General features: G+C 40.2%; 19 protein-coding genes. 13 read left to right on the plus strand and 6 right to left on the minus strand.

Going from position 1 to position 21,107, the window contains the following annotated elements:
- Nucleotides 1–297, plus strand: a 297-nt coding sequence (locus EZJ28_RS16125) for a hypothetical protein (RefSeq protein WP_207388469.1), incomplete at its 5' end; no start/stop codon positions are given.
- 163 nt (nt 298–460) lie between these two features.
- On the opposite strand, the gene EZJ28_RS14305 is transcribed toward EZJ28_RS16125, so the two are convergent.
- Complete coding sequence (locus EZJ28_RS14305) at nt 461–1,171, minus strand: DUF4294 domain-containing protein (protein ID WP_131399081.1); 711 nt, start codon at nt 1,169–1,171, stop codon at nt 461–463.
- Nucleotides 1,172–1,278: 107 nt separating this feature from the next.
- Between EZJ28_RS14305 and EZJ28_RS14310 the strand changes: the two genes are divergently transcribed.
- From EZJ28_RS14310 to EZJ28_RS14325, 4 genes are all read left to right on the plus strand, one after another.
- A complete protein-coding gene (locus tag EZJ28_RS14310; RefSeq protein ID WP_207388470.1) occupies nt 1,279–2,367 on the plus strand; it encodes a M42 family metallopeptidase in 1,089 nt (362 codons plus the stop codon).
- A 129-nt stretch (nt 2,368–2,496) separates the two neighbouring features.
- On the plus strand, nt 2,497–3,579 hold the full coding sequence (locus EZJ28_RS14315; protein WP_131399083.1) for a DNA topoisomerase IB: 1,083 nt from the start codon (nt 2,497–2,499) through the stop codon (nt 3,577–3,579).
- 52 nt (nt 3,580–3,631) lie between these two features.
- Complete coding sequence (locus EZJ28_RS14320; protein ID WP_131399085.1) at nt 3,632–5,551, plus strand: DUF294 nucleotidyltransferase-like domain-containing protein; 1,920 nt, start codon at nt 3,632–3,634, stop codon at nt 5,549–5,551.
- Entirely contained in the window at nt 5,548–6,219 is a 672-nt protein-coding gene (locus tag EZJ28_RS14325; protein ID WP_131399087.1) for a PolC-type DNA polymerase III, read from the plus strand. The genes EZJ28_RS14320 and EZJ28_RS14325 overlap by 4 nt, the downstream gene beginning before the upstream one ends.
- Nucleotides 6,220–6,229: 10 nt before the next feature.
- Here the strand turns inward: EZJ28_RS14325 and acs are convergent, their stop codons facing one another.
- The 3 genes from acs to EZJ28_RS14340 all read right to left on the minus strand — a co-directional run bounded on the left by acs (nt 6,230) and on the right by EZJ28_RS14340 (nt 10,285).
- The gene (gene acs, locus EZJ28_RS14330) at nt 6,230–8,143 is read right to left on the minus strand and encodes an acetate--CoA ligase (RefSeq protein ID WP_131399089.1); all 1,914 of its coding nucleotides are present in this window, start codon (nt 8,141–8,143) and stop codon (nt 6,230–6,232) included.
- Between the two features lie 216 nt (nt 8,144–8,359).
- Nucleotides 8,360–9,307, minus strand: a complete 948-nt coding sequence (locus EZJ28_RS14335; protein ID WP_131399091.1) for a phosphoribosylaminoimidazolesuccinocarboxamide synthase — start codon at nt 9,305–9,307, stop codon at nt 8,360–8,362.
- Nucleotides 9,308–9,331: 24 nt separating this feature from the next.
- Nucleotides 9,332–10,285, minus strand: coding sequence for a PhoH family protein (locus EZJ28_RS14340; protein ID WP_131399093.1), 954 nt, complete (start codon nt 10,283–10,285; stop codon nt 9,332–9,334).
- 210 nt (nt 10,286–10,495) lie between these two features.
- On the opposite strand from EZJ28_RS14340, the gene EZJ28_RS14345 reads away from it, so the two are divergent.
- The 5 genes from EZJ28_RS14345 (at nt 10,496) to dnaN (ending at nt 15,529) form a co-directional block, all read left to right on the plus strand.
- On the plus strand, nt 10,496–11,329 hold the full coding sequence (locus EZJ28_RS14345; RefSeq protein WP_131399095.1) for an S-adenosyl-l-methionine hydroxide adenosyltransferase family protein: 834 nt from the start codon (nt 10,496–10,498) through the stop codon (nt 11,327–11,329).
- Nucleotides 11,330–11,626, plus strand: a complete 297-nt coding sequence (locus EZJ28_RS14350; RefSeq protein WP_131399097.1) for a putative quinol monooxygenase — start codon at nt 11,330–11,332, stop codon at nt 11,624–11,626.
- Between the two features lie 177 nt (nt 11,627–11,803).
- A complete protein-coding gene (gene gldF, locus EZJ28_RS14355; protein WP_131399099.1) occupies nt 11,804–12,541 on the plus strand; it encodes a gliding motility-associated ABC transporter permease subunit GldF in 738 nt (245 codons plus the stop codon).
- Nucleotides 12,538–14,208 (plus strand): gliding motility-associated ABC transporter substrate-binding protein GldG, encoded by a 1,671-nt coding sequence (gene gldG, locus EZJ28_RS14360; protein WP_131399101.1) that lies wholly within the window; start codon nt 12,538–12,540, stop codon nt 14,206–14,208. The genes gldF and gldG overlap by 4 nt, the downstream gene beginning before the upstream one ends.
- 202 nt (nt 14,209–14,410) lie before the next feature.
- Entirely contained in the window at nt 14,411–15,529 is a 1,119-nt protein-coding gene (gene dnaN, locus EZJ28_RS14365; protein ID WP_131399103.1) for a DNA polymerase III subunit beta, read from the plus strand.
- Nucleotides 15,530–15,640: 111 nt separating this feature from the next.
- Here dnaN and EZJ28_RS14370 read toward each other — a convergent pair whose 3' ends face one another.
- The gene (locus tag EZJ28_RS14370; RefSeq protein ID WP_131399105.1) at nt 15,641–15,979 is read right to left on the minus strand and encodes a DUF4870 domain-containing protein; all 339 of its coding nucleotides are present in this window, start codon (nt 15,977–15,979) and stop codon (nt 15,641–15,643) included.
- Nucleotides 15,980–16,084: 105 nt separating this feature from the next.
- Here EZJ28_RS14370 and mnmE point away from each other — a divergent pair, with 105 nt between their 5' ends.
- Nucleotides 16,085–17,497 (plus strand): tRNA uridine-5-carboxymethylaminomethyl(34) synthesis GTPase MnmE, encoded by a 1,413-nt coding sequence (gene mnmE / locus EZJ28_RS14375; RefSeq protein ID WP_131399107.1) that lies wholly within the window; start codon nt 16,085–16,087, stop codon nt 17,495–17,497.
- A gap of 270 nt (nt 17,498–17,767) precedes the next feature.
- Nucleotides 17,768–19,078, plus strand: coding sequence for a paraquat-inducible protein A (locus EZJ28_RS14380; protein ID WP_131399109.1), 1,311 nt, complete (start codon nt 17,768–17,770; stop codon nt 19,076–19,078).
- 53 nt (nt 19,079–19,131) lie between these two features.
- Here EZJ28_RS14380 and EZJ28_RS16215 read toward each other — a convergent pair whose 3' ends face one another.
- Nucleotides 19,132–19,263 (minus strand): hypothetical protein, encoded by a 132-nt coding sequence (locus tag EZJ28_RS16215; protein ID WP_278248339.1) that lies wholly within the window; start codon nt 19,261–19,263, stop codon nt 19,132–19,134.
- A gap of 91 nt (nt 19,264–19,354) precedes the next feature.
- On the opposite strand from EZJ28_RS16215, the gene EZJ28_RS14385 reads away from it, so the two are divergent.
- A complete protein-coding gene (locus tag EZJ28_RS14385; RefSeq protein WP_131399111.1) occupies nt 19,355–21,040 on the plus strand; it encodes a formate--tetrahydrofolate ligase in 1,686 nt (561 codons plus the stop codon).
- Nucleotides 21,041–21,107: the final 67 nt, after the last annotated feature.

Raw genomic sequence — 21,107 nt, forward strand, 5'->3', positions numbered from 1 at the left:
TCGCCCCAAACGGCTGTTTCTTATAACTCTCAATCTGTAATTCTTGAACGGCTGCTCTCTGTGAAAGCGGGTGCAAATATACAACGCTTTTTTCTTCCCAACCAAAACTTTTTTAGAAAAAATTTTGATTTCAAGCTAAAGCGCTCAACAACAAAACCCTTACCTGCTCCACAACCCCTTCCAAATGAACATCACTTCGTTTCCAAAGCGGGTGCAAATATAAAACGACTATCCTTTCCAATCCAAATAATTTTAAAGAAAAAATTAAAATTATTTTCAAGCAATTTCCAGCCTTAAGCCCTATTCCCATTACTGTCAGTGAACATCCGCTCCCTGCGAAAGCGGCTGCAAATATACACTCATTCTTTCCTTACCAACAAACTTTTTCTAAAGTATTTTTGGATTTTTTTAAGAGTAAACTTTAAACATTTGAATGTCAGGGTTCAGCACACTTGAAAGATCAGCTTCTTTTTTTGGGAGAGATGGATTTACTCCATTTATCAGTCAGCTCCAGATATTCAAAATCCAGTGCGGTAGCCTGTCTTTCTAAAATATTATCTCTAAAAGACCTTTGAAGTATATCCTCAATAAGAAAATCTTCCTGGTTGGATTCCGGATGATACTCCTCTTTTAGAGAGATGTCAAACATACTGGCAGTAGTATTGTACCAGAAAGCCCTCCACCCACTCTTTAGATTCTTAACAAGATTAAAGGCTGTTGTGCCGGTTTGCCGGTGAATTAACTTAACAAGGATCTGCCCTTCTGTGCGGGTAAGTTTTTTTAATTCTGCCGAAAACTCTTCCTCTATATAATCCTGTACTATCTTGGTATATTGTTTTCTATCCCGCCTGGATTTGATTTTATCAAGCCTCGCATTAAGGGTCACTAACCTTTCAGAAGCCAGTTTAGCATAAGGATAGACCTTGCGCGTCTTTTTTCTCAAAATCAAATAACGCCTTCTGGCATCAATATCATCAAATCGGAGCTTGCGCAATAACACAACCTCTTCAAGATCTATAGCTTCCCTTGGAACGGAATCTCCCGCGATGATCATATACCGTTTTTCTACCGTATCATTTTCCAGCGTATCCAGAGCCTTCTCAGAGGTACTCCTCTGAGCAAACCCGGTCACACCGAACAGAAAGATTAAAATGGAAATATATTTGATCATTTATTTCATTAAATTCAAAATGATTTTCACCAAAATCATTCCAAAATTAATCATTAGGCTGTTGCCTTCCGTGTAAATCTTTTTAATTTCGCTAAAATTTATGAATTATGAAGAAAACCGAAATACTGGATAAAAAATCATTAAAGTTTCTGGAGAACTATCTCAATAATGCAGCTCCCACAGGTTATGAAGCTGAAGGACAAAAATTATGGATGGAATACCTAAAACCTTACGTGGATGAATTCATAACCGACACCTATGGAACAGCTGTAGGAGTAATAAATCCTGAAGCCGAATATAAGGTCGTAATAGAAGGACATGCCGACGAAATTTCATGGTATGTAAATTATATTAATGATGAGGGCCTTATATATGTAGTAAGAAACGGAGGGAGTGATCATCAGATCGCGGCTTCTAAAAGAGTGAATATCCATACAAAAAAAGGAATTGTAAAAGGTGTATTCGGCTGGCCGGCTATTCATACCAGGGACAAAGAAAAAGAACAGTCTCCCAAAATGGACAATATTTGTATTGATGTTGGCTGCACCAGCAAAGAAGAAGTTGAGAAACTGGGAGTACATGTGGGATGTGTGATTACCTATCCGGATGAGTTCTTTGTATTGAATGAGAATAAGTTTGTATGTCGTGCACTTGATAACCGAATAGGTGGATTCATGATCGCTCAGGTAGCCAGACTCCTGAAAGAAAATAAGAAAAAGCTGCCATTTGGTCTGTATGTGACAAATTCAGTGCAGGAAGAGATTGGTTTAAGAGGAGCTGAGATGATCACTCACAGAATAAAGCCTAATGTTGCTATCGTGACAGATGTAACTCATGACACCACTACTCCGATGATCGAAAAAAAGACCAACGGTCTTAATAAGATAGGAGATGGTCCGGTAATTTCTTATGCCCCGGCAGTTCAGAATAAATTGCGGGAACTCATCATAGATACTGCCGAAGAAAAGAAGATCCCATTCCAGAGACATGCATCTTCAAGATTTACAGGAACAGACACTGATGCATTTGCTTATAGTAACGGAGGTGTGCCTTCGGCTCTAATCTCCCTTCCTCTTAGATATATGCATACTACGGTAGAAATGGTTCACCGTGATGATGTGGAAAATGTTATTAACCTTATTTATGAATCTCTTCTGAAAATAAAAGAAGGTGATACCTTCAGTTATTTTGAATAATAAATTCTCAATATAAGAAGTTCTAAACTCCCGTAAAATACGGGAGTTTTTTTATTTTTTCTTTCAGAATATTTCACAAATTTTTAATCATAAGCGAGAGTCATTCCCATTATCTTTAGGGAAAAAGCTATGACCTTATCACAGGATGACATTTCCACTATTATCAAAGACCCGCAGGAAGCGGTAAAAATGGCCGATCTGGTTTATGTTTCGGAAGATCATCTTTCCATCAAAAGAAAAAAGGTTGGACGTGGTTTCGCCTATTATAAAAAGGAGGAAAAGGTTTCTGATAAAAAAACCATCCAAAGAATAAAGAAGCTTGTTATCCCACCCGCCTGGAGAGAAGTAAGAATAAGCCACCTCAAAAACGGGCATATTCAAGTAGTGGGGCGAGATGACAAGGACCGGAAACAATATATGTATCATCCTGTCTGGTCCAGGATAAGAAACCAGACCAAATTCTTTAAGATGTCGGCTTTCGGGAAGGTATTGCCCAAAATAAGAAGACAGGTTTCAAAAGATATGGAGCTGGAAGGAATGCCACAACGAAAAGTTCTGGCTTTGGTAATTAGATTGATGGAAGAAACCCATATAAGGATAGGAAACCAGTATTATGCAAAGAATAACAAAACCTACGGTCTTTCAACTTTCAGGACCAAACATGTAAAGACATTTAGAAGTGGCCTTAAATTCGAATTCATAGGTAAGAAAGGTAAAGAGCATTCAATCACCGTAGAGAACAGGAAGCTTGTTGATCTTATAAACCAGTGTGAGGAAATACCGGGTTGGGAACTGTTCAAGTTCTATGATGAAAATGGCAAGAAACAGAGTATAGACAGTGGAATGATCAATGATTACATTCACGAAATAAGCGGAGACATATTCTCGGCAAAGGATTTCCGAACCTGGTCTGCCACCAAAATTTTCTTTGAAACACTACGGGAACTCGGTTACAAAGAGGATGAGAAAGAGAATAAAAAGAATATTTTAGAGGCCTTTGATTCTGCCGCTGAAGGTCTTGGCAACACCCGGGCTATCTGCAGGTCATACTACGTACATCCAAAAGTGGTGGAAACTTATGAAAACGGGGAGATTGTACCTTATTTTAAAAAGGTGAAGAATGATGAAGCGGCAGATTACATTGAGCTTTCGGAGACCGAAAAAGCTATTCATAAACTCATCCAGGATTATAAAATTGAGATCAATAATTAAATAACCGGCTTACCTTCTATATTCTTTCCCATATTTCAGATAAATTTGAAGTATGACTAATACCATAGCTGCAAGAATAGCCGATTTTCTAAGCAATTATCCGCCGTTCTCACTACTGGAGAAAGACCAGCTCCATAGTATCGCCCAGCAGGTGCGGATAAATTACTATGAACAGGGGAAAGCAATTTTCCTTAAAGGAGAGAAAGTTCATGAGCATTTTTACATTGTTCATAAAGGAGCAGTGGATCTTCAAAAGGTGGACGAGAAAGAGGAGCCTGAAACTATTGATAAATGTGATGAGGGAGATGTTTTTGGTTTAAGACCATTGTTCGCAAAAGAGAATTATCAGATCAATGCCATTACAGATGAGGAAAGCGTTATATACGCCATTCCGCTTACTGACTTTAAGCCGATAGCCGTGAGCAATCCCCAGGTTGGAAATTTTCTAATGGAAAGTTTCGCCTCTAACACCAGAAATCCTTACTCTAATGAGCACCGTGGGAAACTTTTTTCTGATGAGACCGAAGTGAGCTTTAATAAGGAAGTTCTATTTGACCTTCAACCTATCCCAATGGTCAAAAAAATGGTAACGGTATCCCCGGAGACCAGTATTCAAAAAGCGGCTACCTTAATGAACCGGCGAAAGGTGGGATCTGTGATCGTGGTGGAGGAACAGAAACCTGTTGGAATTGTAACCGATATAGATTTCAGGGAATCCATAGGGACGGGCAGGTTTCGAATAGATGACCCCGTGAATGTGATCATGAATTCGCCGGTGATATGCTACTCTAAAGGTATCACTATTGCCCAGGCCCAGCTTACCATGATGAAGCATAACATCAACCATATATGCATCACCAAAGACGGCACACCCAATACCAAAGTAAAGGGAATTGTTTCTGAACATGACCTCATGGTATCCCAGGGGAATAATCCGTCGGTATTAATGAAGGCGATTAACCGGGCGAGAAGCACAAAGAAATTAAAGAAAATCAGAAGCAAGATAATGTTTCTGTTGCAGGGTTATATAAAGAACAATATTCCACTTACTCATATTTCAAATATCCTTTTTGAGCTCAATGATGCAACCATAAAAAGAACTATCCGGAGGTGTGTGGACAAGATGGAAGAAGCTCCACCAGTAAAATTTGCGTGGATGTCCCTTGGCAGCCAGGGAAGAAAAGAACAACTACTACATACAGATCAGGACAATGCACTTGTATTTGAGGATGTGCCTGAAGAAAAACTTGAAGAGACCAGGGCATATTTCTTAAAGCTGGCCAGAAAAGTCACTAAAAGACTGAACATTATAGGTTATGAATTTTGCCCGGCCGAGATGATGGCCCGCAACCCAAAATACTGCCTTTCCCTTTCTGAATGGAAAAATCAGTTTTCTGAATGGGTAACCAATCCGGGGACTGATGAAATCTTATTATGCCAGATCTTCTTTGATTTTGACATCACCTACGGGGAAGTAAGGCTTACCAATTCACTGGCCGACCATGTCTTTGGTATATTGAAAGGCAACAAGAATTTCCTTACGCGACTGGCGGCTCAGGCTCTGAGGAACCCTTCTCCACTGGGATTCTTCAGGCAATTCCTTGTAGAACAGGACGGTGAGAAAAAGGACTTGTTCGATATCAAAAAAAGAGGGATCATGCCCCTCACCGATGCCGGGCGTCTCCTCATCCTGGAACATCAGGTAAAGAATATAAGCAATACGGCAGAAAGATTTGAAAAACTGGCCCAGCTGGAACCCAATAATAAGGAACTTTATCTTGCCTGCGCCTATTCCTCGAAGGCACTTATAAAATTTAGGACAAGGCAGGGACTTAAATACAAAGACAATGGGAGATACATTAATCTGGCAGATCTGAGTAAGGAAGACAAAGTAAAACTTAAACGTTGTTTTAAGACGATAAAGGAGATACAGGAGCTCATTAAACTAAGATTTGAAGTAACCTATATATGATATTCAACTGGTTTAAGAAGAAACAAAAGCTTGAGAATCTTCCGGAATTCTGGCGGAATTATTCAAAAAGCTTTGAGGAGAGTTTGCCTGAAGACATCAATGCAAACCGCTTTGTGGTCTTCGATACTGAAACTACTGGCTTTGATTTTGAAAAGGACCGCATCCTAAGCATTGGAGCCATGACAATCATGAATAATAGCATCGAGGTAAAGCACAATCTGGAAATATACCTCGAGCAGGAAATGTTCAATCCTGAGACGGTTAAAATCCACGGAATAATTCAGAATGAAAAATTTGAGAAGCTTTCTGAAATAGAAGCCTTGAAAAAGTTCCTTAAATATATCGGGAATTCTGTCCTGGTAGCTCATCATGCCAGGTTTGACATAAGAATGATCAATAAGGCGCTGGCTCGCCACAAATTACCAAAATTAAAAAACAAAGTTCTGGATACGGCGGTGCTTTATAAGCAAACACGAATATCAAGTAACCTGATAAACCGGGACCGTTCTTATTCTCTGGATGAAATTGCCGAAGCCTATAATATAGAACTTACCGATCGTCATACCGCATTAGGTGACGCATATATTACGGCAATTGTATTTATGAAGTTGCTTTCCCGAATAACCAAAGGAAAACCGGTAAGCTTTAAAAAGCTATACCGGTTCTAAGACCTAATGATTACATTTTCTCTGCGCCGCTTATAATATCTTCTACTACCTCCGGGTTAAGCAGTGTGGATGTATCTCCCAGATCTGCGGTATCTTTAGAAGCGATCTTTCTTAAAATTCTCCTCATAATCTTACCGCTACGGGTTTTTGGTAGTCCTTCTACAAACTGGATCTTATCGGGTTTGGCGATAGGCCCGATCTTATCTGCTATCTGCTGATTGATCTCTTTTCTCAGGTTATCCTGATTACGATATTCACCAGATTCCTTCAAAATAACATATCCATAGAGCGCATTTCCTTTCACCTCATGAGGGAAACCAACAACGGCTGACTCAGCAACTGCCGGATGCTCATTTATGGCATCTTCTATAGGTGCAGTACCTAGGTTATGACCTGAAACGATTATCACATCATCTACCCTACCGGTGATCCTGTAGTATCCTACCTCATCCCTAAGGGCTCCATCCCCGGTGAAGTACATATTTTTAAAAGCTGAAAAATAAGTATCCCTGTACCTGTCATGATTACCCCAGATAGTCCGGGCCATGGAAGGCCATGGGAATTTTATACATAATCTGCCATCTACCTGATTCCCTTTTATCTCTTCTCCATTCTCATCCATCAGTACGGGCTGGATCCCTGGAAAAGGTAATGTTGCAAAAGTAGGTTTGGTGGGTGTTACAAAAGGTATTGGGGATATCATGATTCCCCCGGTTTCGGTTTGCCACCAGGTATCTACAATTGGGCTTTTACTCTTTCCAATATTATTGTCATACCAGTGCCAGGCTTCCTCATTAATAGGCTCTCCTACGGTACCTAAAACCTTAATGGAAGAAAGGTCATATTTATCTACAAGATCAACGCTCTTTTTAGCCAAAGCTCTTATGGCAGTAGGTGCCGTATAGAACTGGTTCACTTTATGCTTTTCAACTATCTCCCAGAACCTGCCAAAATCGGGATAAGATGGAACCCCTTCAAACATTACAGTAGTAGCCCCATTTAACAGCGGGCCATAGATTATATAGGAATGACCTGTAATCCATCCAATATCGGCGGTACACCAGTAAACATCATCGTTCTCATACTTAAAGATGTTCTTAAAGGTATAAGCAGAATAAACCATATATCCTGCCGTGGTGTGAAGCATACCTTTTGGTTTTCCAGTAGAGCCTGAAGTATATAAAATGAACAGCGGATCTTCGGCATCCATGACCTCTGGCTGGCATTCGTCTGAAGCCGCCTCCATTAAAGGTTCAAGCCATTTATCCCGACCTTCTTTCATATTGATCTCGGCGCCTGTTCTTTTGGCAACAAGCACGGTTTCCACATCAGGACAGTCTTCCAGAGCCCTGTCTACAATTCCTTTAAGGTCTATTGTTTTGGAACCTCTATAAGACCCGTCTGAGGTAATAAGCATCTTGCAGTCGGCATCCAGTGTCCGGGTAGCCAGGGCTGAAGAGGAAAAGCCTGCAAATACCACCGAGTGAATAGCACCTATTCTTGCACAGGCAAGAAGCGCATAGGCCAGTTCAGGGATCATAGGAAGATAAATACAAACCCTGTCACCCTTTTTAATTCCGTTCTCCTTCAGGACATTGGCGAACTTATTTACCTTTTGGTTCAGTTCCTTAAAAGTTAGCTTAACTGAGTCTTCTTCAGGATCATTGGGTTCCCAGATAATGGCGGTTTTATCTCCGCTGGTAAGTAAATGCCTGTCTATACAGTTTTCTGTAATGTTCAGTTTCGCATTTTCAAACCATTTCACTTCAGGTTTTGAAAAATCCCATTTAAGTACATTATCCCATTTTTTTCTCCAAACAAAATGCTCTTCGGCTACTTCCTGCCAGAAATTTTCCGGCTCTCTAACAGATTTCCTATATACCTGGAAATATTCTTCAAGATTCTTAATGTGATAATTACTCATAATTTATTGAACTTATATGGTCGTTTTGGTTAATAATCAATTCTCTACAATGTATAAAATTGTTCGTTATCTTCTTTTAAAAAATTCAGTTTCGCTATTTTTTAACTAAAGAAGACTTTAAATATATAAATTTTCACATAAGTGCAGTAAATTCTTAAAATAAAAAAGCCGAATATATTATTCGGCTTGTGCTGTGCTTATAAGGTTTGATATAACTTAGCTTAGATAATTCCTTACGTTAGCATCAATACGCTCTTCGATATTAGAAACATCAGCTTTCACAAACTTCTCTCCTGTTATGTTTTCATAAAGCTCGATATATCTTTCGGAAACCGTTTCAATATATTCATCGCTCATCTCGGGCAACTGCTGCCCTTCTTTTCCCTGGAATCCTTTTGAAATGAGCCACTGCCTGACGAATTCCTTCGAAAGCTGTTTCTGGGCTTCCCCTTTTTCCTGCCTTTCCTGATAGCCTTTCTTATAAAAATACCTGGAAGAATCGGGTGTATGGATCTCATCTATCAAAACTATCTTTCCATCAGAAGTCTTTCCAAACTCATATTTGGTATCAACCAGAATAAGATCCTGTTTCGCGGCTATTTCGGTACCTCTTTCAAACAGCTTTCTCGTGTAATCTTCCAGCTGCACATAATCTTTTTCTGAAACAATTCCTCTTCTCAGAATATCCTCCCGGGAAATATCTTCATCATGATCCCCCTGTTCAGCTTTGGTAGCCGGGGTGATGATAGGCTCCGGAAACCTATCATTCTCCTTCATCCCTTCCGGCATAGAGACTCCACATAGTTCCCTTTTTCCTGCTTTATACTCTCTTGCCGCATGGCCCGATAGATATCCTCTTATCACCATTTCTACCTTAAAGGGCTCACATTTATAACCGACTGCCACATTCGGGTCGGGCGTAGCTTCCAGCCAGTTGGGGACAATATCGCTGGTCTTTTCCATCATTTTGGTTGCGATCTGATTAAGGATCTGTCCTTTATAAGGGATCCCTTTAGGCATTACCACATCAAAGGCCGAGAGCCTGTCTGTAGCTACCATAACCAGGCGGTCATTTTCAAGCGAGTAAACATCCCTTACCTTACCCTTGTAAACCGACTTCTGGCCGGGAAAATTGAAATCTGTTTTAATTATTGTATTACTCATAAAGAGTGAAAACTTTAGTTTTGGTTATTCGTTATGTTCAATTGTTTTGTAAGCTGCGATGATCTTTTTCACGAGTCGGTGACGAATCACATCTTTATCGTCCAGGTAGACCATGCCAACTCCTTTTACATCCTTCAGGATTAGTAGAGCTTCCTTTAATCCCGAGATCACCCTTCTTGGAAGGTCTATCTGTCCCGGGTCGCCCGTAATAATGAATTTTGCGTTCTTCCCCATACGGGTAAGGAACATCTTCATTTGCGCATGTGTGGTATTTTGTGCTTCATCCAGAATCACAAACGCATTATCCAGGGTTCTACCTCTCATAAATGCCAGAGGTGCAATCTGGATAACCCCTTTTTCGATAAAAATCTCGAGTTTCTCATGGGGAATCATATCCCTTAATGCATCATAAAGAGGCTGCATGTAGGGATCCAGTTTTTCTTTAAGGTCTCCCGGAAGAAATCCGAGATTCTCACCTGCTTCCACAGCAGGTCTGGTAAGAATGATCCTTTTCACCTGCTTTTCCTTTAAAGCCTTAACAGCAAGTGCCACCCCGGTATAGGTTTTCCCGGTACCGGCAGGACCAATGGCAAACACAAGATCGTTCTTTTTGGAAAGTTCTACCAGGCGCCGCTGGTTTGCGGTTTGAGCTTTAACCACTTTACCGCTAACCCCATGAACGATGGTCTCTCCACTTTCTTTAGAAGTTTCATAGTCTTCTTCACTTTCACTCGTAAGAACCCTCTCAATGGTGTTTTCGTCCAGCTTGTTATATTTACCAAAATGCTCCATGAGCATGGTAAAGCGTTTATCAAATTCTTCCAGCATTTCCTCATCACCAAAGACACGTATCTTACTGCCTCTGGCAACAATCTTTAATTTTGGAAAGTACTTTTTTAAAAGTTCAATGTGTTCATTTTGCTGCCCGAAGAATTCACGAGGGCTGATCTCTGAAAGTTCAATAAGAAGTTCGTTCAAAAGCTATATTTTTTTAGGTGAAGCATTACAGATTTTTTTCAGGAAATTTTAATTTGTCCTTCGTTCTCAATATCCTAATTTTGGATCAGGTTTATGGTATAATTTACCTTTTGTCCTAAGCGAATCACTAAAAATAAAATTATATTCGCCTTCTATACAAACTTAAGGAAAATAACCAGTTTCGGATTAAAAAAATATTAACAATCGCCTATGGCAATCATTACTTTAACGACTGATTTCGGGGAAAAGGATTATTTCGCTGGCGCGGTTAAAGGAGCTATCTATAGCGAACTTAGTGATGTAAGGATTGTTGATATTTCCCATTCGGTCTCTCCGTTCCATATAAGTGAGGCGGCCTATATTATTAAAAACGCCTATAAAAGTTTCCCTAAGGGAAGTATTCATATTATCGGGATCGATTCGGAACTTACCCCAGAGAACAAGCACCTGGCGGTAAAACTCGATGAGCATTATTTTATATGTGCCAATAATGGGATACTATCGCTTCTGGCTTCTGAAATAAAACCGGAAAAGATCGTTGAAATCAACATCCATGATAAGATACAGACCAATTTTCCGGTACTTGATGTGTTCGTAAAAGTGGCCTGCCATCTGGCCCGGGGCGGAACTCTGGAAGTAATAGGTAAAAGTGTTAGCGAAATAAGATATTTCAAACAATTTGAGCCTATCATCAATTCAGATAAAAACCAGATCCTGGGGCATGTTATCTATATTGATAACTACGGAAATGTGATCACCAATATCTCACGCAAGCTTTTCGAAACTGTTGGCAAAGGAAGGGCATTTACAATCAGGGCCAGGAGGGTGAATTTTTCCGAGATCCATGAGACCTATAGCCATGCGATAAATTTTAATGTTGAAAAAGAAAAAAGAAAAGAAGAAGACGGTAAAAAACTGGCGGTTTTCAATTCAGCCGGATATATAGAACTCGCTATTTATAAAAGTAATCCGAGTACCGTAGGCAGTGCCTCATCCCTTTTTGGGCTGGAGTACCTGGATTCTGTTACCATAAATTTTGAATAGATGTTCGTACGTATAGTGAAAATGGGGTTTCAGGAAGATAAGATCGATGAGTTTCTTGCAAACTTTGAAGAAAATAAGACAAAAATAAGAGGCTTTCAGGGTTGTCAGTTTTTAGAACTATACCGGGATAAAGACAATACAAACCGATTTTTCACGTATAGTTACTGGAAAGATGAAGAAGCGCTCGAGAATTACAGGCATTCTGATCTCTTTAAAAAGGTATGGGCTCAAACCAAGATCCTTTTCAATGAAAAACCTGAAGCCTGGAGCGTGGATAAAGTGGTTAGTCTTGAGTAGTTAGTATTAATTAGTGAGTTAGGTCACATTGAGCGCAGTCGAAAAGTGAAAAGTGAAAAGTGGAAAGTGAAGAGTGAAAAGTGAGATTTCTCCCTGCGGTCGAAATGACAATGCATTAAAAATAGAACAGACAACGCATAACCGATAACCCATAACTGATAATTGATAATTGATAGTATGCTTGCAATACTGAGTAAAGAAATACAATCATTTTTTTCTTCCCTTACAGGTTATCTTGTGATTGGACTTTTTCTTATTGCCTGCGGACTTTTTCTTTTTGTTTTCAGCGGAAGTTATAACATCCTGGATAGCGGTTTCGCTGATCTTAAAGCATTCTTTGAACTGGCTCCATGGATCTTTATTTTTCTTATTCCGGCGATAAGCATGAAGAGTTTCGCCGATGAAAAGCGTATGGGCACTCTTGAGATCCTGCTCACAAAACCCATTGGTTTAAAGAAACTGGTTATCGGAAAATATCTTGGGGTATTTCTTCTTATAATTTTAGCTATAGTCCCCAGCCTGTTATATGTACTAACCATAAGTGAACTGGGACGACCTGCGGGGAATTTTGACGTGGGCGCCACCTTAGGCTCGTATCTCGGACTGCTTTTCCTGGGAGGATGTTATGCCGCTATCGGGATCTTTGCGTCGAGCCTTACCTCCAACCAGATAATTTCATTCTTGCTTGGGGTCTTTCTTTGCTTCATCTGCTATTTTGCTTTTGAAGGACTCAGTGAAACGGGAATTTTTGGAGCTTCAGGTTACCTCCTGGAATCATTTGGAATTAGCTTTCATTATCAAAGCATCAGCCGCGGCGTAATAGACACAAGGGATATCATCTATTTTCTCAGTTTGATATTTCTGTTCCTTAAGCTAACTGAGATAAATCTTACAGCAACAAAGAACCGCAGATGAGGCAACCAAATAAAATAAGATCATTACTTATTCTGCTTGCTATCCTGATCGCTGTGAATTTTGTAGCTTCAGAATTCTTTCTGCGCTTTGATCTTACTCATGACAAACGTTATAGCCTCTCCCCCGCTGCCAGGGAAATTGTTTCAGACGTAGACCAGCCCATAGTATTTGACGTTTTCCTGGAAGGCACTTTCCCTTCAGAATTCAGAAGACTGCGGAATGAAACAAGGCAGATGCTCGAAGAATTTTCGGCATACAACAGGAATATTAAATTCAATTTTATTGATCCGCTGGCTGAAGGGGATGACGCCAACGCCATCGCTGAAGAATTTTATAAGCTGGGAATGGAACCTGCCCGATTGAATGTTCGGGAAAACGGACGGGAAAGTGAAAGCATCATTTTTCCCTGGGCTATTGCCAATTTTGGAAATAAAACTGTCAAAATCCCTCTTTTAAAGAACCAGATAGGCGCTACCGACGAACAACGCGTCACTGCCTCGGTACAACAACTTGAATATGCGCTGGCTAACGGTCTTAGCAAGCTTATTTATCCCAGGGAAAAGAAGATAGCGGTGATGAGAGGGAACGGAGAACTGCCGGACGCAAGGATTGCAGATTTTATCAGGACCATTCAGGAGTATTATTTTATGGCTCCTTTTACCCTTGATTCGGTAGCTGAAAATCCACAGAAAACTTTGGAAGAACTGAAGAACTATGACCTTGTTATAGATCCCAAGCCCACCCAGGCTTTTACGGAAAAAGAAAAGTATGTGCTGGATCAGTACCTTATGGATGGAGGCAAAATGCTCTGGCTGGCAGAAGCTACCAATATGGAAACCGACAGTCTTTTTAATGAAAGAGGCTCAGCCATTGCAATCCCCCGGGACCTTAATCTTGGAGATTATTTTTTCTCCTATGGACTCAGGATCAATCCTTCTCTGGTTAACGATCTTTACTCAGCCCCTATCATCCTTGCGAGCGGGAGTGGCAACAATACACGCTTCAACCCCTTTCCATGGTTCTATAGCCCGCTTACGAGCTCTCCTAATGATCATCCGATAATCAATAATATCGAAGCGGTAAAATTTGAATATGCCAATCCCATAGATACCCTGCCAAATAATGTTAGTAAAACCATTCTTCTATCCAGTTCTCCCCGAAGCAAAGTTGAGGGCGTACCCGTAGAAATAAGCCTGGACAGGGTGAACGAAAAACCGGATCTAAGCACTTATAATGCGGGAGAACAGCCTTTAGCGGTTTTACTTGAAGGTAGTTTTAAATCTGTCTATAAAAACAGGATTAAGCCTTTTGAATTACCAGATCCTCTGGAGGAAAGCAAGCCTACAAAGATGCTTGTGATCTCAGATGGCGATGTGATAAAAAATGATATTCAGGGCGGGAAACCGGTAGAACTGGGATTTCAGCGATATACTGGAAACACGTATGGAAATAAGGAATTTCTCCTCAATGCGGTAAACTATCTTCTGGATGATACCGGACTCATCAATATTCGTTCTAAGGATATTAGTCTCGCCTTTCTGGATAAGGAAAAGGTAGCTGCTCAAAAAGAAAGATGGCAGATTCTTACTCTGGCAGGACCATTACTCGTTCTGTTGATTTTCGGAATAGCTTACAGATATTACCGAAAACATAAATATGTGCGATAAGAACTTAAAAAGGTTCTCATACCCCTTCGCTGGACACATATTAACAATTTTCAGCTATCTACTATATACAATATGCTTATTTTCAGTATTTTGATTGTTTTTCAATCTGTAAGTCTGTTAATAAAAACTGCTCCAACAGTCCGTAATTTTTGACTTATTAAAATATATTTGTAATTGATTCAAAATAAATCAATAAAAGCCGATGAAATTTATTGTATCCAGCAATTATCTGCTGAAACAGCTACAAATACTTGGAGGGGTTATCAACAGTTCAAACACGTTACCGATTTTAGATAATTTCCTATTCGATCTTAAAAATGATGAACTAACGGTCTCTGCTTCAGACCTAGAAACAACTATGTCTGCCAAACTTCAGGTAGAGTCAGATTCTGAAGGAAAGATAGCCGTACCTGCCAAACTGTTATTAGATACGTTAAAAACATTCCCGGAACAGCCACTTACCTTTGTGGTTGAGGATAACAATACAATAGAATTGAGTTCCAACCATGGTAAATATGCACTTGCCTATGCCGATGGTGAAGAATTCCCGAATCCTGTAGAACTTGAAGATCCAAGCAGTACAGTTGTAGAAGCTGATGTGCTCGCCACGGCGATCGCAAAGACCATTTTCGCTTCAGGAAATGATGATCTAAGACCGGTGATGAGCGGTGTGTTCTTCCAGTTTAAGGAAGACGGGCTTACATTTGTTGCTACAGATGCTCACAAACTTGTAAAGTATTCCAGAGAGGATATTTCAGCAAATCAGGCTGCCGAATTTATCATGCCTAAAAAGCCACTGAATCTTCTTAAAGGTATCCTTGCCGGCAGTGAATCTGAAGTAAAGATAGAATACAACGAGTCTAACGCTAAGTTCACTTTTGATGATACCGAACTTGTATGTAGGCTTATCGACGGGAAATACCCTAATTATGAAGCGGTGATACCCAAGGAGAATCCAAATAAACTGACTATTGAAAGGAACCAGTTTCTAAGCTCGGTAAGAAGGGTTTCTATTTTCTCTAATAAAACCACTCACCAGGTAAGATTGAAAATCGCGGGAGCTGAATTGAACATTTCAGCTGAAGATGTTGATTACAGCAACAAGGCTGAAGAGCGTTTAACCTGTTCTTACCAGGGAGACGATATGCAGATAGGTTTCAATTCAAGATTCCTTATAGAAATGCTGGGTAATCTTACCGCCGATGAAGTAATGCTTGAAATGAGCCTGCCAAACAGAGCAGGAATCCTTACACCGGTTGACGGACTTGATCAGGGAGAAAAGATTACCATGCTCGTAATGCCGGTAATGCTGAATAACTAGATTTCAGTTCGCAATAGACGCTACAAATAGTATTAGATAAAATAAGAAGCCCGTTCAGTCAATTGAACGGGCTTTTTTTAACTAATTATATAAAAAACCAACTATTAAATTTTATTTCAGGAATTCGATCGTTAATGGGTAATACGGCATTTCTCCATTGCTCACTTTTATCGCATTCATTACTGGTAGAATTAAAGCTATAAGTCCTATGATTACCAGCATCAATATTCCAAGGCCAAATAGAATTATCAGGGGAATGCTGATGATAGAATAAATAAACAGACTTATCTGAAAATTCAGGATCATCTTCCCATGCATATCCATTCCCGCCACTTTATCCTTTTGGGTAAGCCATAGAATTAAAGGAACCAGGAATCCGCCTATTACTGTCACCAGGTCAAGTAACTGACTCAGGTGTGTCATGACCAGCATTTGATTATCTTCTCTCATTATTTTGTTTTTGATGGTTAGCAGAAGTCTTTATATAATAGACGCACAAAATAGCCCTTTGTTACAATTATAGATCAGCTGTGATTTCTTTTATAAATTTGCCAAATGAAAATGAATGATACGATTGTTGCACTTGCAACCCCGTCTGGCGCCGGAGCCATTGCAGTAATAAGGGTTTCGGGACCTGATGCTTTAAATATTGTTGCACCGCTTTTTAAGGCAAAAAGCAAAAAGGAGCTGAAAGAGCAGCCTTCACATACCCTGCACCTTGGAAATATCGTTGACGGCGAACGCACGTTAGACGAAGTGCTGGTATCAATTTTTAAGGGAACCAGATCTTATACCGGGGAAGAAACCGTGGAGATTTCTTGTCATGGCAGCCCCTATATTCAGCAGGAGATCATTCAGTTACTTATCAGAAAAGGCTGCCGGGCTGCGGAAGCCGGAGAGTTCACTTTAAGAGCTTTTCTAAATGCGAAAATGGATCTTAGCCAGGCCGAAGCAGTAGCCGACCTTATAAACTCCGAAAATGCCGCTTCCCACCAGATGGCAATGCAGCAGATGCGCGGAGGTTTCTCAAATGAAATTCAAAAATTACGAGAAGAATTGCTGAATTTTGCTTCACTTATAGAGCTTGAACTGGATTTTGCCGAAGAAGACGTGGAATTCGCGAATCGTGATCAGTTCAGGGAGCTTATATCTAAGATTCAGACCGTTCTTAAAAGGTTAATTGACTCGTTTGCGACAGGGAATGTTCTGAAAAATGGGATTCCGGTTGCAATAGTTGGTGAACCGAATGTGGGTAAATCTACACTTCTCAACGCACTTTTAAATGAAGAGCGAGCCATAGTTTCTGAGATTGCCGGAACGACCCGGGATACCATCGAGGATGAAATGAGCATTGGCGGAGTTGGTTTCAGATTTATTGATACGGCAGGGATACGCGAAACCCAAGATGTAGTGGAAAGCATCGGTATCAAAAAGACCTTTGAAAAGATAAGCCAGGCACAGGTTGTTGTTTACCTGGTAGACACAAGCCGGCTGAGATCTGATGAAAAAAGATTAAAAGAGGTTCACCTGGAGATCGAAAAGATCAAGAACAAATTCCCACAGAAGCCGGTAATTATTGTAGCCAATAAAACCGATCAGCTTAGCGAGGAGGAGGTGAATATTATAAAGTCTGACCTTGGCAGTATTTCTCATACCAGCCTGCAATTATTATCTGCCAAAACAGGATCGGGAGTTGAGGAGTTAAAGCAGAAGTTACTGGAATTCGTCAATACCGGAGCATTGCGGAACAGTGACACCATCGTAACCAATTCAAGGCATTATGCAGCCCTTTTAAAGGCGCTGGAAGAGATCAACAAGGTAGAGGAAGGTTTAAATGCTGAACTCTCGGGAGATCTGTTGGCGATCGATATCCGCCAGGCGCTACACCATTTTGGTGAGATCACCGGAGAGATCACTAATGATGACCTATTGGGGAATATCTTTGCTAATTTCTGTATTGGAAAGTAAGGCTTGTGAAATGGGAATTCTAAAGGTGGCTAACTTTTGGCAGACAAAAACGTGATACCATGAGAACCCCCTGGCGGCCTTTAATGATATTAATTCCTTTTGGAGAGTTATTTCAGTAAAAATAGATCTTTCTATTGAGCGATAGAATTGATTATAGGCCTAGTAAACCTCTTAGCTTTCAATCTAATTTAATGGCTTTTGTTGGAATAGGTAAGTTGTAATAGCTACACAATCAATCTTAAAGCCTACCTTTAATAAATTTCAACGTACATGTCCAGGATCTTACAGCAATCCTTTGTGATTCTCTTCGCCGGTGCTTTATTGCTACTCGCCGGATGGAGCAGCTATTCTGTATTTAAGTACTCTTCAGAAGCAGCAGAATTTAAAAAAGATTACAGCGAGCTAAACAGTATCACTCACGGAATAATGTCCGTTAACATCTGGCGTGACCATCTTACTGCAATGGTTCTAAACCGGATCGATGAATTCGAGTTTACCGAGGCACAGGAGGATACCCTTGTCCAGCAGGTTGAAAATATACTAACGGCGGGCATTGACAAAGGTGCAGATATTCTGGATCAAAAACAGAAAGGACTTAAAGCTAAACTTCAAAAATTTGCCGTAAAGACACTTGTTCCTGAAGATAAAATAAGGGCTCTTGTCCCCATGTTCGCCCAGACCATCGTCAATGAAATTCAAAAGCCGGAAAACAAAGAGGCATTGAAATTTGTCATTAAGAGCAAGTTACAGGAATACAGCGACCTCACCTATGATAATTCCGGAATAGAAACAAAGAAAATAAAAGCTCTTTTGGATAAATACAAGGTCGAGGATCTTGCCGGATTCAATGAGAAAATTCCGGATAAAATAACTCACCTGGAAGCTGAGACCTATTTTCACACCTATATATTAATAGGAATTATTGGAGTTTTCCTTCTCCTGTGGTGGCTGTTGAGAAATCAAAAAACTGTACATACACCACTTTTCATTATTTCGGTCCTGGTTTCTCTAGTGGTATTATTTTCGGGTCTTACTGCACCGATGATTGAAATAGATGCCCGTTTTCAACATATTAATTTTTCACTGATTGGGGAAAGCATCACATTTAATGACCAGGTAATATTCTTTCAAAGTAAGAGCATCCTGGACGTAATAGGAATTCTCTTTGCTACCGAAAAGTTAGACTCATACCTGGTAGGAGTTCTTATTCTGGCCTTCAGTATTATTTTTCCAGTTGCAAAATTACTGGCTACACAAGTCTACTTAGCCGGAAATGATAAGACAAGACAGAACAGGATCATTAAATTCTTCGCTTTTAAATCAGGGAAATGGAGTATGGCAGATGTTTATGTCATTGCCATCTTTATGGCTTATATAGGTTTCCAGGGTATACTTGATAACCAGCTGGCCCTTGTTAATCGAGATACTGATTCTCTTGTGAGTATTTCCACCAACAGAACCTCTTTACAACCCGGTTTTATTATTTTCATTGCTTTCGTACTCTTCAGTTTGATCCTATCTACCATACTTAAAAGAATCACCTCTAAAAAAGATAAGATCATAAGTAATATAAATAACTAAAAAATAAGGAAGTAATAATTTAAACACGCTCCGCTGGTCAATCACAATTCACCTTATGAAATGATTTCACTAACCTCAACTCTTTCAATTCTTCCTGCCCCATTTTCTTTGTATTCAAAATCAGAAACTCCTCCAGGAAGGCTTTTTTTGTAATTATTATGTCTTAATAACCTGACAATGATCATTATTTCCACCGTTGTTTCTTCTTTTTTTTACACTATCAAATTTAATAGCGAAAACGTTTTCTTAAAAACGAAAACAAAATAATCAGCATTTATGAAAGATACTGCTACTCTGAGTGATTTGGAAATAGCTCAACAAGGAGAATTACATCATATTTCAGACATCGCGGAAAAAGTTGGTTTGGCACCTCGCGAAATCGAGATGTACGGGAATTACAAAGCAAAGATCCCGCTTAATAAAATAGATAAAGAAAAAATAAAAAAAGCAAATCTAATACTGGTTTCGGCCATTTCGCCAACGCCCGCAGGAGAAGGAAAAACTACAGTATCCATAGGTCTCTCAGAGGCATTGAACCGTTTAGGAAAGAAAACCACTGTAGTGCTAAGAGAACCATCTTTAGGCCCTGTCTTCGGAATCAAAGGCGGTGCCACTGGAGGTGGTTTTTCACAGGTGCTGCCCATGGAAGACATTAATTTGCACTTCACCGGAGATTTTTCCGCAATAGAAAAAGCACATAATCTTCTTGCTGCCATTGTGGATAATAATCTGCAGAGTAAAACAAGGAATCTGGGGCTCGATGCGCGTACAATTTCACTTAAAAGGGTAATGGACGTTAACGACAGAGCCCTAAGAAATATAGTTGTTGGTCTGGGTGGCACAGGATCGGGAATTCCAAGGGAAAGCGGTTTTGATATTACAGCAGCTTCAGAGATCATGGCAATCATATGTCTTGCGGAAGACCTCCCGGATCTTAAAAGAAGACTTGGAAATATTTTTATCGGGTACACTTTTGACAGGAAACCGATCTTCGCTCGTGATCTAAATGCAGAGGGAGCAATGACAGCGCTCTTAAAAGAAGCGATCAAACCAAACCTGGTACAAACAATTGAAGGAAATCCCGCAATCATCCATCTTGGTCCCTTTGCCAACATTGCACAAGGTACCAACTCGGTGATCGCTACCAGGATGGGAATGAGCCTTTCAGACTATACCGTTACCGAAGCCGGATTCGGCTTTGACCTGGGTGCAGAAAAGTTCCTGGATATCAAGTGCCAAAGTGCGGGTCTTTCTCCAAAAGCCGTAGTGATTACCACCACTATTCGTGCTTTAAAGTATCACGGAGGTGCCCGGTTGGGCAATTTAACCATTCCTGATGTGGAATCCCTTAAAAAAGGCCTTCCTAACCTGGAAAAACACCTGGAAAATGCCAAACTATTCAACCTAACTCCGGTTATCGCCATAAACAGGTTCATGTCAGACAGTGATCAGGAAATCCAGATCATTAAAGAGCTGGCAGATAAGTTAGGAGTAAAAGTCGCTCTTGCCGATGGCTGGGCGAAAGGTGGAGAAGGTGCTTTAGAGCTGGCTCAAAAAGTCATTGAGGTTGTGGAAGATAACAAAGAACCATTTACTCCGCTTTATGAATGGGACTCAGCAGTGATCACCAAGATCGATAGCATTGCAAAAAAAATATATGGTGCCGGGAAAGTTGAATATGGTTCTAAAGCCAGAAAAGATCTTAAAAATATCCATGATCTGGGATTGGAAAATCTGCCGGTTTGCATCGCCAAGACCCAGAAATCTCTTTCAGACAATCCTGCTCTATTGGGAAGACCTCAGGGGTTTACGCTCAACGTCAGGGAAATAGAAATAGCCTCAGGAGCTGGGTTTTTGATCCCCATTACAGGAGATATGATGCGTATGCCTGGCTTACCAGCCACGCCGGCTTCAGAAAGAATTGATATTGATACAGAAGGAAATATTTCGGGGCTGATATAAAGAGCAAGATTTATTTACTTCTTAACAAAAACGGAACTTTTTAAGTTCCGTTTTTTATTACTAATCG

The sequence above is a fragment of the Gramella sp. KN1008 genome (genome assembly GCF_004332155.1).
Lineage (GTDB): Bacteria > Bacteroidota > Bacteroidia > Flavobacteriales > Flavobacteriaceae > Christiangramia.

Coding starts and splice junctions, on each gene's coding strand:
- EZJ28_RS14370 (WP_131399105.1), bottom strand. CDS start 15,979: ATGAGAGAAGATAATCAAATGCTGGTCATGACACACCTGAGTCAGTTA.
- EZJ28_RS14335 (WP_131399091.1), bottom strand. CDS start 9,307: ATGAGTAATACAATAATTAAAACAGATTTCAATTTTCCCGGCCAGAAG.
- EZJ28_RS14380 (WP_131399109.1), top strand. CDS start 17,768: ATGTCCAGGATCTTACAGCAATCCTTTGTGATTCTCTTCGCCGGTGCT.
- acs (WP_131399089.1), bottom strand. CDS start 8,143: ATGAGTAATTATCACATTAAGAATCTTGAAGAATATTTCCAGGTATAT.
- gldF (WP_131399099.1), top strand. CDS start 11,804: ATGCTTGCAATACTGAGTAAAGAAATACAATCATTTTTTTCTTCCCTT.
- EZJ28_RS16215 (WP_278248339.1), bottom strand. CDS start 19,263: ATGATCATTGTCAGGTTATTAAGACATAATAATTACAAAAAAAGCCTT.
- mnmE (WP_131399107.1), top strand. CDS start 16,085: ATGAAAATGAATGATACGATTGTTGCACTTGCAACCCCGTCTGGCGCC.
- EZJ28_RS14315 (WP_131399083.1), top strand. CDS start 2,497: ATGACCTTATCACAGGATGACATTTCCACTATTATCAAAGACCCGCAG.
- gldG (WP_131399101.1), top strand. CDS start 12,538: ATGAGGCAACCAAATAAAATAAGATCATTACTTATTCTGCTTGCTATC.
- EZJ28_RS14310 (WP_207388470.1), top strand. CDS start 1,279: ATGAAGAAAACCGAAATACTGGATAAAAAATCATTAAAGTTTCTGGAG.
- EZJ28_RS14385 (WP_131399111.1), top strand. CDS start 19,355: ATGAAAGATACTGCTACTCTGAGTGATTTGGAAATAGCTCAACAAGGA.
- EZJ28_RS14345 (WP_131399095.1), top strand. CDS start 10,496: ATGGCAATCATTACTTTAACGACTGATTTCGGGGAAAAGGATTATTTC.
- EZJ28_RS14325 (WP_131399087.1), top strand. CDS start 5,548: ATGATATTCAACTGGTTTAAGAAGAAACAAAAGCTTGAGAATCTTCCG.
- EZJ28_RS14305 (WP_131399081.1), bottom strand. CDS start 1,171: ATGATCAAATATATTTCCATTTTAATCTTTCTGTTCGGTGTGACCGGG.
- dnaN (WP_131399103.1), top strand. CDS start 14,411: ATGAAATTTATTGTATCCAGCAATTATCTGCTGAAACAGCTACAAATA.
- EZJ28_RS14350 (WP_131399097.1), top strand. CDS start 11,330: ATGTTCGTACGTATAGTGAAAATGGGGTTTCAGGAAGATAAGATCGAT.
- EZJ28_RS14320 (WP_131399085.1), top strand. CDS start 3,632: ATGACTAATACCATAGCTGCAAGAATAGCCGATTTTCTAAGCAATTAT.